This is a genomic window from Leifsonia sp. NPDC077715 (genome assembly GCF_040686855.1).
GTDB lineage: Bacteria > Actinomycetota > Actinomycetes > Actinomycetales > Microbacteriaceae > Leifsonia.
On the sequence record NZ_JBFBOG010000002.1, the window covers coordinates 158,604 to 172,364 of the forward strand.

A 13,761-nucleotide genomic window follows, 5' to 3' on the forward strand; every position below is an offset into this window, starting at 1 on the left:
TCAGCTCACCACCAGCCGGGGTTGATTGCGGACGGTGTCCGACAGGCGCAGCAGCAGCGCCACGATGATCCAGTTGGCGACGAGGGACGACCCTCCCGCCGCAAGGAACGGCGTGGTGAGGCCGGTCAGCGGGATCACGCGGGTCACGCCGCCGATCACGATGAAGCACTGCAGGGCCACGGTGAACGACAGGCCGACCGCGAGGAGCTTGCCGAAGTCGTCCTGTCCGGCGAAGCCGATGCGCAGGCCGCGCGCCACGAACACGAGGTAGAGGGCGAAGATCGCGAACAGACCGGCGAGACCGAGCTCCTCACCGATGCTGGCGATGATGTAGTCGCTCTGCGAGATCGGCGTGATCCACGGCTGACCCTGACCGAGTCCCGTGCCGATGAGGCCGCCGTGCGCGAGGCCGAACAGCCCCTGCACGAGCTGGTAGCTGCCGCCGAGCTCGGCGTCGTAGCGGCCCGAGGTGAAGGGCGTCAGCCAGTTCGCGAACCGGTCGTGGACGTAGGGCAGGATCTGGCTGGCGATCACCGCTCCGCCGATCACGAGCAGCAGACCGAGGATGACCCAGCTGATCCGGGAGGTCGCAACGTACAGCATGACCAGGAAGAGGCCGAAGATGAGCAGGCCGGTGCCGAGGTCGCGCTGGAAGACGATGACCGCCATCGACGCGAGCCAGACGACCAGGATCGGGCCGAGGTCGCGGGCGCGCGGGAACCGGATGCCGAGGAACTTCTTGCCGACGACCGACAGCGAGTCCCGGGTCTGCACGAGGTAGCCGGCGAAGAAGATCGCCAGGCAGAGCTTCGCGATCTCGCCCGGCTGGAAGCTGAACGGGCCGATGCCGATCCATACCCGTGCGCCGTTGATCTCCTTGCCGATCCCAGGGAGCATCGGAAGCAGCAGGAGGATCAGCGCCGCGAAGCCGAACACGTAGGTGTAGCGCTGCAGGATGCGGTGGTTGCGGATGAGGCTCACCACGAGGATGGCGGCCACGATCGCGATCGCCGCCCACACGATCTGCTTGACTCCCGCGCTGTCCCAGCCCGCGTCCTTGTAGTGGATGTCGATGCGGTAGATCTCGGCGATGCCGATTCCGGTCAGGAGGGTCGCGATCGGCAGGAGGAACGGGTCGGCCTGCGGTGCGACGAAGCGCAGCGCGATGTGCATGCCGACCACCAGCGCGGAGAGACCCGCCCCGAGGTAGACCAGGGTGAGGTCGACGTGGCCGAGGGCGCCCAGCTGCACCAGCACGACCGCGGCGGCGTTGATGGCGCAGGCGATGACGAGGAGGAAGAGCTCCAGGTTGCGGAGTTTGGCGGGGAGGCGCAGCCGTTTCACCGGACCGGTGGCGGTCCGGGGTCGCTGGGGCGCCTGCGCGCTACTGCTTGCCGGCATCGCTCAGCTGCTCCACGATCGTCTTGGCTGCTTGGAGGTCGTCGGCGTTGATGGTCTGCTCGACCTGCTGCTGGTCGTACACCGGGAGGTCGTCGACCGTCACATTCGACTCCTGGTAGAGGTGCGACAGGCTGATCGGCCCGATTCCCTGCTGCACGCCCTGGTAGATCGCCACCTTGCCGTCAGGCGACGCGCCCACGTAGTAGCGGGACTGCGTCCACTGGTACCCGACGACGATCGCGAGGACGATCGCCAGGACCAGGAGGATGAGCCCGATCATCCAGGTGAGGCGCCGGCGGCGGGCGCGGCGGGCATCCTCTTCGATGAGCTCGTCGAGGTAGTCCTCGGACTGCGGCTCGAAGTGGGTCGGCCCGGTGGCCGGCCGGATGGGATGCAGGCGCAGGCCCGGGAGCCGCGCGGCACGGGTCGTCGGCTTCGGCTCGGCGCCGAACTGCAGCGGGGAGGCGGCGGACCCGACGGTCACCGGGTCCTTCATGACCTCGCCGCGGGCCGTGTCCGCGATGTCGAGCACGACGGCGGTGACGTTGTCCGGCGCTCCCGCGTCCAGGCTCTGCTTGAGCAGCCGTTCGGCGACCTGCTTCGGGCCCTCCTTCGACGCGAGGGTGGCGAGCATGTCGTCGTGCTTGACCACGCCGCTCAGGCCGTCCGAGCAGATCAGCCAGCGGTCGCCGGGCTTGGTGTCGAGCGTCCAGGTGTCGATCTCAGGCGAGGCGTCAACATCCCCGAGCACGCGCATCAGCACGGAGCGGCGAGGATGGACCATCGCCTCCTCCTCGGTGATGCGTCCCGAGTCGACGAGGCGCTGCACGAAGGTGTGGTCGGTGGTCACCTGCTTCAGCTCGCCGTCGCGGAAGAGGTAGATGCGCGAGTCGCCGATGTGCGCGAACGCGATCTGGTCGCCGACGCGGACCATCGCGCTGACGGTCGTGCCCATCCCGGTGAGCTCGGGATGCTCGAAGACGGTCTCGGCGAGGAGCGAGTTGGCCGCGATGAGGGCCGACTGCAGGGCGAACTCCGCCTCGGAGGACGACGCGTACTCGCGGTCGGCCTCGCGGATGCGGTTGACGGCGATCGCGGAGGCGACGTCACCGCCGGCATGGCCTCCCATGCCGTCGGCGACGACGAACAGGTCCCGTCCGGCGTAGCCGGAGTCCTGGTTGTTCGAGCGGATCTTCCCGACATGGGAGATGGCCGCCGCCTTGTTCGCCGCCACGGGTTACCGCCGCAGCTCGAACGTGGTCGTGCCGATCTTGATCGGCGTGTCGAGCGGGACCTGGGTCGGGACGGTCACCCGGCGGCCGTCGAGGAACGTGCCGTTGGTGGAGTCGAGATCCTGGATCATCCACTCGTCGTTCCAGAGGAGCAGGCGGGCGTGGTGGGTGGAGGTGTAGTCGTCGCGGATGACGAGGTTGGACTCGCTGGAGCGCCCGATCGTGATCGGGTCGCGGCCGAGCGGGAGCTCCGTGCCGGCGCGCGGTCCGGACGTGATGACGAGGCGGCGGGCGGTCTGGACGCTCGCGTTGGTCTGCGTGCTCGCGCGGTTCGCGCCCGACGGGAGCGAGGAGACCGGTGCGGCCTTCATGACCGGCTCGGTCGGGCCGGCGGGGACGGCGGCGGGAGCCGGGACCGGGGCCGGTGCGACGGCCGGGCTCGAAGGGAACGGTCCGGCGGGCGCGGCGGCCTGCGACTCCGGCAGCTTGCGGACGCGCTGCCCGAACAGGTCGGTGCGCAGCGCGTAGACGATGCCGAACACGAACAGCCAGAGCAGGAGGAGGAAGCCGAACCGCAGCACCAGCAGGGTCAGCTCACTGGGGTTCACGACGGACTCCAGAAGTTGCCGGCGTCGCTGCGGCGGGTTCCGCCAGGCGCCGCCTGCGGGAGCACGCGGAAGACGATGCGGGTGCGGCCCAGCGTGATGACCGACTCCGGCTCGAGGATGGCCTTGCGCAGCGGCTGGCCGTCGAGCTTGGTGCCGTTGGTCGAGCCGAGGTCCTCCACCTGGGCGCGGTTGCCGTCCCAGGTGATCATGACGTGGCGGCGGGAGATGCCGGTGTCGTCGACGGTGATGTCCGCATCCGCGCCGCGGCCGACGACCGTGCGGGAGTGCGTGAGCGGGTAGTGGGTGCCGTTGACGTCGAGCACCGGGGTCCAGGCGACGTCGCCCTTCACGTTCTCGGACTCGACCTGCAGCATCCCGACGGAGAGGTCGTCGTCCTTCTCGAGGTCGATCGAGATGCCCCCGGCGAACTGGTAGTGCTGCGCGGCGGCGTGCTTGGTGACGAAGTCGATGAGCTCGTCGGTGAGCGCGGCGCCCATGGAGCGCATGCGCGCGTAGTCGTCGGCGGACATGCGGAGCACGAAGCGGTTGGGCGCGAGGACGCGGTCGCGCGCGACGACGGCGGCCTTCGTGTCCAGCTCTTTGCGGAGCGCGCTGGTGAGCTCGACAGGCTGCAGCCCGGAACGGAAGGTCTTCGCGAACGCGCCGTTGACGGCACGCTCGAGCCCCCGCTCGAAGTTGTCCAGAATGCCCACGCTCTCCCGCTTCCGGCTCGATGACTACATGCATGTTAGTCGGAACCCTGGAAAACCCCCTGGCGATCCGGTGAAGATCAGTCGTCGGAGGTACGGCCCGATTCGTGAACGGTCCGGGCGTCGTGTTAGAGTTCCTGGGTTCGCGCGAGTGGCGGAATTGGCAGACGCGCTGGCTTCAGGTGCCAGTGCCCGCAAGGGCGTGGGGGTTCAAGTCCCCCCTCGCGCACGGACGAATGAAGGGCCGGATCGACTGTATAAGTCGCTCCGGCCCTTCGCCGTCAGACCGCTGATCGGGCAGAGTAGCGGTGTGCAGACTGCCAACGTGCCGACCGCCCGTCACGTGGTGCGGCCTCCGGGGCTGCACCGGCTCGGAGTGCGCCCACCGGTCTGGGTCGACGATGTCGGAGTCGAGGTGCGGGACGCGGCCACGCTCGCGCGGCTCGCGGCGCTGCGCATCCCGCCGGCGTGGACGCACGTGTGGGCGGCCCCGAACGGAGACGCGCCGTTGCAGGCGACCGGGGTGGATGCGCGCGGGCGCACGCAGTACCTCTATTCTCCAGAGGCGGTCGCGCGGGCGGAGGGCCACAAGTTCGCAGCGCTGATGGACTTCGCCGCGGTCCTCCCTGCACTGCGCGAGAGGGTGGAGGCGGACCTCGGTGGGGTGGACGCTCCGTCGCCCGCGGTCCCGCTGACCGCCGCAGCGGTCCGGCTCCTCGATCAGGGGCTGTTCCGCGTCGGAACGGATCGGTACGCGCGCGACAACCACACCTTCGGGCTGACGACGCTGACCCGCGCCCATGTCAGCGTCGACGGGGATGCGCTCGCCTTCGACTTCGTCGGCAAGGAGCACATCGCGCACCACATCGTGGTCGAGGACGCCGCGGTCGCCGGGGTGATCCGCGGGCGGCTGGCGTACGACGACGGCGACGACGCGGCACTGTTCTCGACGGCCGAGCGACCGACACCGCGGCGTATCGACAGTGTGACGGTCAACTCCTACATCCACGCGCATTCGGGCACGGCGTCGAGCGCGAAGACGTTCCGGACGTGGGGTGCGACGGTGGCCGCCGCGGCCGTCGCCGGAGGGGCGCGGTTCGATGCCGACAAGCGCGTGCGCGACGATCTCGCTCCGTATCACGCTGCCGCGCAGCTGCTCGGGGACACCCTCGCCGTCGCGCGGCACTCGTATGTGCACCCGTCGGCGACGCTCGTCGGCGGTTCTGCGCCGGTGAGGGAGGCGGTGTCGGCGGCTTCCGCGGAGGCGGGCACGGACGCAGTACACGCGATCCTGCGTGCCGAAGTCCTCCGCAGGGCTGTGTACGAAGGGCTTCTCTCCACAGATTCATGACCCGCTCCCCGCCGAGCGATCGTGCCGCCTAGTCTGAGCCTCAACAGCGAAGGGAGGTGCCGGATGCGCATCGTGCAATGGCTGGGTCGGCACGATCCCGGCTTCAGCGCGCTCCGTCGCGCGGGAAGGGCAGCGATCGTGATGCCGCTGCTGTTCGCGCTCGGGACGCAGGTGATCCGCAACCCGGATGTCGCCTTCTTCTCGGCGTTCGGGACCTTCGCGATGCTGCTGTTCGTCGACTTCGGCGGCACGCTGCGCGAGCGGGTGCAGGCGCTGGTCGCGCTCGCCGTGGTCGGCGCGGTGCTGGTGTGCCTCGGCACGCTCGCGTCCGAGCCGGTGTGGCTGTCCGCGATCGGGATGGCCGTCGTCGCGCTGCTCGTGCTCTTCGCGGGCTCGGTGAGTTCGGTCACGGCGTCGGCGAGCACGTCCCTGCTGCTGGCGTTCATCCTGCCGGTGACGCTGCCCGGCACGGTCGCCTCGATACCGCCGCGACTGGCCGGGTGGGGGATCGCGTCGGTGGTGTGCATCGTCGCGGTCACGGTGCTCTGGCCGGCGCCGGCGCGGGAGCCGCTTCGCGGCCCGGCGGTGAAGGCGATCGACGCGCTCGCCGCGCGGCTGCGGGCGGAGTCGGCGTTCCTCCGCGGCGACGGGGAGGCGGCGCTCGCCGCAGAGCGCGACCGCGCGACCGCCGAGGCGGGCTCCGCGGTCGGCGCACTGCACGAGGCGTTCCTCGCCGCGCCCTACCGGCCGACAGGACTGAGCACACCGGCGCGAACGATCGTCCGGCTGGTCGACGAACTGGTCTGGCTCGACACGGTCATGACGCAGTACGACCGGCTCGACCGGCCGCGCGGGGATATCCGATCAGCCACGCACGCGGCCGCGTGGACGGTGAAATCGGCTGCGGCCGACGTCCTCGATGCCGGGGCTCTGGCGCTCGCCCAGCACGGCGCCGATCCGGCGCCGCTCGAGGATGCGCTGCGCCGCCTCTCCGAGGCGCGCGTCGCCGTGGAGGCGGCGATGCTGGCTCAGCCGGCGGTATCGGCGGGTGCCGGTGCTGTGGCGCAGGAGATGATGACGACGCTCGACCCGGGGTTCCGTGCGCAGGAGCTCGCCTATGCGGCCGCGATCGTCGGGCGGAACATCGCGCTCACTGCACGCGCGGAGCGGCGGGGGTGGTGGCAGCGGATGCTCGGGCATCAGCCGGGCGGGCTGAGCGGGCCGGTCGCAGCGGCGGCCGAACGGGCGAGCGGATTCGTCGGCTGGAACTCGGTGTGGCTGCGTAACAGCATCCGTGGGGCGATCGCGCTGGCGCTCGCGGTGTTGCTCGCGAAGCTCACCGGTGTGGAGCACTCGTTCTGGGTGGTGCTCGGCACGCTGTCGGTCCTCCGGTCCAACGCCCTGAGCACCGGGCAGAACGTGCTCCGCGGCGTGCTCGGGACGGTGGTCGGCGTGATCCTCGGCGCCGGGCTCCTGCTGCTCATCGGCAAAGAGCCGGTGGTGCTCTGGATCGTGCTGCCGATCGGAATCCTGATCGCCGGCGTGGCGCCGGCGGCGATCTCGTTCGCTGCGGGCCAGGCGGCGTTCACGGTCGTGCTCGTCCTTCTGTTCAACATCATCGCGCCGACGGGATGGACGGTCGGGCTCATCCGGATCGAGGACGTCGCCCTCGGCTGTGCGGTCAGCCTTGTGGTGGGCGCGCTGTTCTGGCCGCGAGGAGCAGCGACGTCGCTGCGGCGCGCGCTCAGCGACGCGTATCGGGAGGGCGTCCGGTACCTCGAGTCGGCGGTCGCGTACGGCGTGGGGGAGCGGGACGCGTCGAGCGACCCGCGGGCACAGGAGACCCGGGCGGCGGCGGCGTCCCGCCGACTGGATGACGCGTTCCGCACCTATCTCGCGGAGCGCGGCGCGAAGCGACGCCCGCTCGCGGAGGTGTCGGCGTCGGTGACCGGGGTCGCAGGCGTGCGGCAGGCGAGCGACGCGATCGTCGAGCTGTGGCGCGGGCAGCCGGCGGCGGACGTCCACACGGCCGAGGCGAGGGAAGCCCTCGATGCGGCGCTGGAGAGTCTTCGTTCCTGGTACGCCGAGCTCGCGGCCCAACTGCTCGCTCGCGGCGCGCTTCCCGAGCCGCGACCGGCCGATCCGGCGATGGTACAGCAGCTCGCCGGCGCGGTACTCGACTCGCAACGCTCCGCGGACGACATGCACGACACCGCGACGGCGGTGCGGCTCATCTGGACGGCCGACTACCTGGAGGTGGTCAGTCGGCTCGAGACGGCGATCGTCGCTCCCGTGGGCGTGCTCAGCGACGACGTGTCCCGCTGACCGGTGGAGCTACCCGTCAGTCCGCGCGCGGCAGCCGGACGGTCACCACGGCGCCGCCCTCCGCGGCGTTGACGGCGGCGACGGTGCCTCCGTGCCGGCTCACCACCTCCGACACCAGGGCCAGTCCGAGCCCGTAGTGACGCGGACGGTCGTCCGCGGGCTGCGCATCCCGGGCGGTGGCGAAGCGCTCGAACGCCCGGGCCTCCGTGCCCGCCGAGAACCCCGGCCCGTCGTCCCGCACGACCAGCTCGACGCGGTCCCGGGCGACCGTCACGGTCAGCCGGACGCGCGACACCGCATGGTCGAGGGCGTTGTCGAGCAGGGCGACGACCATGCGCCGGAGGGACACGGGCGCACCCGTGACCACCGCATCCTGTGCGGTCTCGACCTCGATGCGGAGGCCGCGCTCGGCGGCGCTGGGCTGCGCCGACCGTGCGACGGCACGGGTCACCTCTCCGAGGTCGACGCCCTCGCTCTCAGCGGTCTGGCGCGGATCGGCAGCGGTCAGCAGGTCCTGCACGATCTCGCCGAGGGCTCGACTGTCGTCGACGATCTCATCCAGTCCCGCACGCACCTCGGCCTCGGAGGCGGCGCCTCCGGCGACCTGACGTCGCAACAACTGCGCGCGCGTGCTCAGCAGCGTGAGCGGGGTGCGCAGCTCATGGCCGGCATCCGCGACGAACCGCCGCTGCAGGCCGAGCGCATCCGCGAGCGGGCGGATCGACCGTCGTGCCAGCAGCAGCCCGATGCCCGCCGCCGCGACGGTCGCGATCAGACCGGAGATCACGAGCGCCACGACGAGTCGGTTCAGCTCCTCCTGCTGCTCGCCGAGCCCGTACGCGATCTGCACGACCTTGCCATGGCGAACGTCCGTCTCGACGAGGTAGCGCTGACCTCCGGCCTCGACCGTTCCGGAGACGGAGCCGCCATTGGCGATGACCGACTGCAGGGCCGCCTCGTCCGGGAGCCCGTCCGGCATGTTCGGCGAGCTGTCGCGCCCCTGCGGCATGACGACGGTCACCAGCAGGTTGCGAGGCGCGTCGTGCGTCGAGTCCACCATGGAGGCGTCCTCGAGCACCCGCTTCGCCGCCTCCGCCTGACCCGCGGCGACGACGGTGTACACGACGACGCCGAGGGCGATGAACAGGCCGAGGATGATGAGCGCGAACTGCAGGGCCAGGCGCCGTGAGGCCGAGCGCAGCTCCTGATCGTCGCGCATGCCCGTCACAGGGACCCCATCCGGTACCCGACGCCGCGCACCGTCTCCACCAGGGAGCGGCCGAACTTGCGGCGCAGGTGGTGCACGTACGTGTCCACCACGCCGGGGTCGTCGGCGTCCGCGAACACCTCCTCCAGCAACAGCGCACGGGAGAACACCTGGGCGGGGCGCCGGGCCAGGCGCTCCAGCAGCGCGGATTCGCGTTCGGACAGGGCGATGCGCTCTCCGTCGTCGAGCGTCACTGTGCGACTCTCGGTGTCGAGGCGCCCGCCGGGGAAGCGGACGGTCGGCACCACCGCGGAGGCCCGGCGGGTGAGAGCGCGGACCCGTGCGACCAGTTCGTCGATGTCGAACGGCTTGGCGAGGTAGTCCTCCGCGCCGGCGTTGAGCCCGTCGACGCGGTCCGGGGGAGTGCCGAGGGCGGAGAGCACCAGGATGGGTGTGGTCACACCGCTCTCGCGGAGCCCCCGCAGGACGTCCAGCCCCTCCAGTGCCGGAAGGCCGCGGTCGAGCACGATCGCGCCGTAGGCGGACGTGAGCCCGAGGTGGAGCGCCCGCTGGCCGTCGCGCGCCAGCTCGACGTCGAACCCCTCCGAACGGAGCAGGGCGTCCAGCATCCCGGCGAGACGGCTGTCGTCCTCAGCGATCAGAACGCGCACCCGGTCGTCCACATCCACAGTGTAGAAGCGGGAGTCCGGGACCGGCTCGGCAGGCGTGTTCATACGTTCGCGGCGGGCGGTGCGAAGTCAAGGTCGCCGACGCCGAGGAGTCGGCCGGACGCGTCCAGCGCGAGCACGCCGCGCGCCCCGTGCTCGAGCGCCCAGCGCAGTCCGGCGGCTCCGAGGACGAAGACGGCAGTCGCGAGCACATCGGCGGTCGCCAGATCGTCCGCGACGACGGTCGCGCTCAGGAGGCCGGACGGGATGGAGCCGTCCCGCCCGTCCACGATGTGCGGTCCGCGCTCGTACAGCCCGGAGGTCGCGACGCCCGCACCGGTCACCGCGAGCACGGCGAGCATGTCGGCGGGGGCGTGCGGGGACCTGATGCCGACGCTCCACGGCCGGCCGTCGCCCGGGCTCCCCGACACGACGACATCGCCGCCGGCGTTGAGGCAGTAATCGCGGATGCCCTCTGCGTCCAGGACGCGCGCGGCCCGCGCGGCCGCCCATCCCTTCACGACCCCGTCGAGGTCCCAGGTGCCGTCGGGCCGTCGGATGCGGAACGCTCCGTCCGACGCGCGTGCCACTTCTTCGCCGAGGGCGATGACCTCACGGAGGTCCGCGCTGGGTTCGCTGATCGCCCCTGCAGCCGCGTTGGCCCGGCTCACCTCACTGTCGGGGCGGTACGTGCTGAAGCGCGCATCCGCATCCCGCAGGACCGCGAAGGCGCGTTCGGCGGGGGGCGCCGCATCCACGTCGTCACGGATGTCGATCGACATGGGGATGCCCATGACGGTCTCCACGAACCTCATCGCTTGTCGATCGCCGACTGCAGCGACTGGATGTAGCCCTCCGACGTATAGGTCGCGCCCGACACGGTGTCGATGTTCGCGGACTGCGACGACAGGGCCTCCTGCTGCAGGATCGGCAGCGCCTGGTCGTTGATCTCGATGTCGCGCCCGTTGCCGCTCGGCGACTGCACCGTGTCGACGGCGGTGATCGTCGTGCCGGAGAACGTCACCTTGACCTGGACGGGACCGTAGCGCGTGTCGACGGCGTCCCCCGTCACCGTCGTCGTTCCGGTGGAGGTGGAGGCGGAGGCGCTGGGGGAGGGCGTCGAACTGGCGGAGGAGTCGTCACCGGACGAGGTGGAGCTCGATCCTGTATCGCTGCTCGATCCGCTGCCCGTGCTCCCGGAGGTCGTCGACCCGCTCGTGGTGGACGCGGCGGCGGGTGCGGCGGCGACCTGCTCGCCCACCCCGTAGAGCTTGAGCCCGACCGTGGCCCCCATCACGACGAGGATGATGGTGAAGAGTGCGGTTCCGCGCCAGTTGCTGCTCATGACATGCTCAGTTCTTCTCGGTGGATGAAGCGTTTCGGCATCCGCAGGGTGCGCAGGGAGGCCTGGACACGGTCCGCCATCCCCGCAGGTCCGCAGATGAAGGCCTCCCAGTCGTGGACGTCCGGGATGAGTCGGTGCAGAGCCTCCGCGGCGAGCGGGTCGAAGCCGAGCTCGGAGCGGCGGCCGACCAGTGGGATGACGGTGACGCCGGGCATCGCCTGCAGTTCGCCTAGCAGGGCCAGGTGGCGGGCCGAGCGGGCGCGGTACAGCACGACGGGCTGCGCACCGCGGCGGACCAGCTCCTCGGCGAGGGCCCGGATCGGCCCGATCCCAGCGCCGCCGGCGACGAGCAGGATGCGCGGCCGGCTCGCGCGGTCGGCGGTGAAGCGGCCGAACGGCCCCTCGGCGAAGACGAGCGAACCGGGCCGCAGGTTCGGCAAGCGGCTGGAGTGGTCGCCGAGCGCCCCCACGGTGATCCGCAGGTAGCCGTTCGCGGGCACCGCCGAGACGGAGTAGGGATGCGCGGTGCCGAGGTGGCCGCGGCTGAAGAAGCGGAACAGCAGGAAGTTACCCGCTCGCACACCCAGGTCGGCGACCCGCGGCCCGGTCAGCCAGACGCTGTTCACGCCTTCGCTCTCCGGGACGACCGCGGCGACCCGCATCCGGCCGCGCCAGGCGTCCAGCCCCGGAAGGATGAAGCGCCAGGTCAGTACCGCCGCGGCCGTGCCGAGGTAGAGGGCGAGCCACAGGATGCGGTTGACCGGCTGCGACACGAAGTGAGCTCCGCCGCTCAGCTGGTGCAGGAAGGTGAGGAAGATCGAGATGTACGTCGTCACGTGCAGCCAGTACCAGACCTCGTACGACAGCTTCGTGCGGATCAGGCGGGCGCTGCTCAGACCGACGACGAGGAAGGCGATGGTGCCGACGAGCGCGGTGACCATGTCCGGGTAGGAGTTCAGGATGGAGACGAACTCCGTCCACGGAGGGTTCCGGTCTGCGAGCTCACCGCCGAGGACGAGGAGGAGCACGTGCGCGACGATGAGGAACAGCACCGAGGCGCCGAGCGAGCGGTGCCAGGACACCAGCTTGTCGAGCCCGACCGCGTTCTCGAACCACGGCACCCGGGCGATCAACAGCACCTGCGCGCAGACCAGGAACCCGCCCACCATGCCGGCCAGCTCACCGAACGACGTCAGAGCGTTGGCCGGTGTCGCGGCGTAGCCGGCCGGGACCGTGAACCACCACATCCCGAGCACGACGACGGCGCCCAGAACCAGCGCCGCTCGAACAGCGAACGCCGAGCCCCGGTGACGACCGGCCCGGCCGGCTCGCCGCGGGCGCACCTGCGGCGCCGGTGCGGTGACGCTCAACGTGTGATCCATGCAGTTCAGAATGCATCCGCATTCTTTCGGGATTCTTACGTCGGCTGTGGATGGGCTGAAGGACCCTTATGGCCTTGCCCAGACCGCGTCAGACCGCCTTGTTGAACCCCGTCACCGGCTGGTTCTCGTCGAAGGCGGCGACGGGTCGGCGGAAGCCACGCGTGAGGAACAGCAGGTACGCGAAGCCGATGACCGCCCAGATGATGCCGCCGATCAGGGCATCCGCGTGGAGGTTGACCCACAGGATGCCGGTCAGCAGCATCCCGATGCCGGGAAGGACGATGAAGCGCAGGACGTCTTTCGCCGTGTGCCGGCGCCCCTGCCTGATCGCGAACCAGGCGATGACGGAGATGTTCACGAACGTGAAGGCGATCAGCGCGCCGAAGTTGATGAACGCCGAGATCAGCTCGAGGGAGAAGGTGGCCGCCAGGAGCGAGATCACGCCGACCAGGATGATATTGAACGTCGGCGTCTGCGTCTTGCCGTCGATGTGGCCGAAGAAGCGGTGGGGGAGCACGTTGTTGCGTCCCATCACCAGCAGCATGCGCGACACCGAGGCGTGCGAGGCGAGCCCCGACGCGAGCGTGGCGGCGAAGCCGGCCGAGACGAAGATGGCCTGGAACACCGGGCCGCCGACGATGAGCCCGATCTGGGGGAGCGGGTCGTCGGTGAACTCGCCGAAGGGCGCGTTGGTCGGGAAGCGGAGCTGCGCGAAGTAGGCGGCGACCAGGAAGATCGCGCCGCCGATGAGCACGGTGAGCAGGATGGCGCGAGGCATGACCCGCGGCGTCTTGGCCTCCTCCGCGTACATGGTCACGGCGTCGAACCCGATGAACGAGAAGCAGACGACCGTGGCGCCGGTGAGCACCGCGCCGAGGGTGACGCCGTCGTGGAAGAACGGCTTGACGGAGGCGACCGTGCCGTCACCCGCGCCGTTCGCCAGCTGCACGACCACCATCGTCACGAACACGGCCATGACGACGATGGCGAACACCAGCAGGATCATGTTGACGTTCGAGGTGCCCCGCATCGTGAAGTAGATGAGCGTGGTGACGCCCGCGCAGTACAGCACCACCCAGATCCAGCTCGGCACCGCGGGGAAGACCTGCTCCAGGTACAGGCGGATGATCAGGCAGTTGACCATCGGCAGCAGCACGTAGTCGATCAGCGAGGTCCAGCCGACCATGAAGCCCAGGTTCGGGTGGATGGACTCGCGCACATAGGTGTACGCCGATCCCGCGCTCGGGATGGCGCCCGCCATCTTGCCGTAGCTGACGGCCGTGAACAGCATGACGACCAGCGCGACGAGGTACGCGGCCGGGACGGCGCCCTTGGTCTCGTCCGACACGATCCCGAAGGTGTCGAAGACGACCGTCGGCGTCATGTACCCGAGGCCGAGTCCCACGATGGCCCAGAGGCCGAGGCTTCGCCGGAGCGAGGCTCCCTTGGTCGCGGATGCGGGCGCGGTCGTCGTCACGGGCTCTCCTTCGTCGCTGTGAGGATGTTCAGAGAACGTTATCCGATTCCGCGGG

Annotated in this window: 12 protein-coding genes and 1 tRNA gene; 3 read left to right on the forward strand and 10 right to left on the reverse strand. The window is 70.4% G+C overall.

The genetic code is table 11. The annotated features are described in order from the left end of the window. The 4 genes from AB0P25_RS07675 to AB0P25_RS07690 are packed head-to-tail and all read right to left on the reverse strand — an operon-like array spanning position 1 to position 3,954. Complete coding sequence (locus AB0P25_RS07675; protein ID WP_363806431.1) at positions 1–1,401, reverse strand: FtsW/RodA/SpoVE family cell cycle protein; 1,401 nt, start codon at positions 1,399–1,401, stop codon at positions 1–3. Next, positions 1,385–2,635, reverse strand: a complete 1,251-nt coding sequence (locus AB0P25_RS07680) for a Stp1/IreP family PP2C-type Ser/Thr phosphatase (protein ID WP_363806432.1) — start codon at positions 2,633–2,635, stop codon at positions 1,385–1,387. The genes AB0P25_RS07675 and AB0P25_RS07680 overlap by 17 nt, the downstream gene beginning before the upstream one ends. A gap of 3 nt (positions 2,636–2,638) precedes the next feature. Continuing rightward, complete coding sequence (locus AB0P25_RS07685) at positions 2,639–3,241, reverse strand: FHA domain-containing protein (protein WP_363806434.1); 603 nt, start codon at positions 3,239–3,241, stop codon at positions 2,639–2,641. Further along, on the reverse strand, positions 3,238–3,954 hold the full coding sequence (locus AB0P25_RS07690) for a DUF3662 and FHA domain-containing protein (protein ID WP_363806435.1): 717 nt from the start codon (positions 3,952–3,954) through the stop codon (positions 3,238–3,240). Before AB0P25_RS07690 ends, AB0P25_RS07685 begins: the two co-directional genes overlap by 4 nt. A 142-nt stretch (positions 3,955–4,096) precedes the next feature. Between AB0P25_RS07690 and AB0P25_RS07695 the strand changes: the two genes are divergently transcribed. The 3 genes from AB0P25_RS07695 to AB0P25_RS07705 all read left to right on the forward strand — a co-directional run bounded on the left by AB0P25_RS07695 (position 4,097) and on the right by AB0P25_RS07705 (position 7,627). Then, a tRNA-Leu gene (locus tag AB0P25_RS07695) sits at positions 4,097–4,180 on the forward strand. An 81-nt stretch (positions 4,181–4,261) separates the two neighbouring features. After that, on the forward strand, positions 4,262–5,302 hold the full coding sequence (locus AB0P25_RS07700) for a DNA topoisomerase IB (RefSeq protein ID WP_363806436.1): 1,041 nt from the start codon (positions 4,262–4,264) through the stop codon (positions 5,300–5,302). A gap of 63 nt (positions 5,303–5,365) precedes the next feature. Then, positions 5,366–7,627 carry an FUSC family protein gene (locus tag AB0P25_RS07705; RefSeq protein ID WP_363806437.1) on the forward strand — a complete coding sequence of 754 codons (2,262 nt, stop codon included), beginning with the start codon at positions 5,366–5,368 and terminating at the stop codon, positions 7,625–7,627. A gap of 16 nt (positions 7,628–7,643) precedes the next feature. Here AB0P25_RS07705 and AB0P25_RS07710 read toward each other — a convergent pair whose 3' ends face one another. From AB0P25_RS07710 to AB0P25_RS07735, 6 genes are all read right to left on the reverse strand, one after another. Further along, positions 7,644–8,846 carry a HAMP domain-containing sensor histidine kinase gene (locus AB0P25_RS07710; RefSeq protein WP_363806438.1) on the reverse strand — a complete coding sequence of 401 codons (1,203 nt, stop codon included), beginning with the start codon at positions 8,844–8,846 and terminating at the stop codon, positions 7,644–7,646. A 5-nt stretch (positions 8,847–8,851) separates the two neighbouring features. Continuing rightward, positions 8,852–9,568 carry a response regulator transcription factor gene (locus AB0P25_RS07715; RefSeq protein WP_363806439.1) on the reverse strand — a complete coding sequence of 239 codons (717 nt, stop codon included), beginning with the start codon at positions 9,566–9,568 and terminating at the stop codon, positions 8,852–8,854. Next, complete coding sequence (locus tag AB0P25_RS07720; RefSeq protein WP_363806440.1) at positions 9,565–10,317, reverse strand: FAD:protein FMN transferase; 753 nt, start codon at positions 10,315–10,317, stop codon at positions 9,565–9,567. The genes AB0P25_RS07715 and AB0P25_RS07720 overlap by 4 nt, the downstream gene beginning before the upstream one ends. Then, complete coding sequence (locus tag AB0P25_RS07725; RefSeq protein WP_363806441.1) at positions 10,314–10,847, reverse strand: FMN-binding protein; 534 nt, start codon at positions 10,845–10,847, stop codon at positions 10,314–10,316. Before AB0P25_RS07725 ends, AB0P25_RS07720 begins: the two co-directional genes overlap by 4 nt. After that, the gene (locus tag AB0P25_RS07730; protein ID WP_363806442.1) at positions 10,844–12,229 is read right to left on the reverse strand and encodes a ferredoxin reductase family protein; all 1,386 of its coding nucleotides are present in this window, start codon (positions 12,227–12,229) and stop codon (positions 10,844–10,846) included. The genes AB0P25_RS07725 and AB0P25_RS07730 overlap by 4 nt, the downstream gene beginning before the upstream one ends. Before the next feature lie 88 nt (positions 12,230–12,317). Beyond that, the gene (locus AB0P25_RS07735; RefSeq protein WP_363806443.1) at positions 12,318–13,706 is read right to left on the reverse strand and encodes an APC family permease; all 1,389 of its coding nucleotides are present in this window, start codon (positions 13,704–13,706) and stop codon (positions 12,318–12,320) included. Positions 13,707–13,761 lie beyond the last annotated feature (55 nt).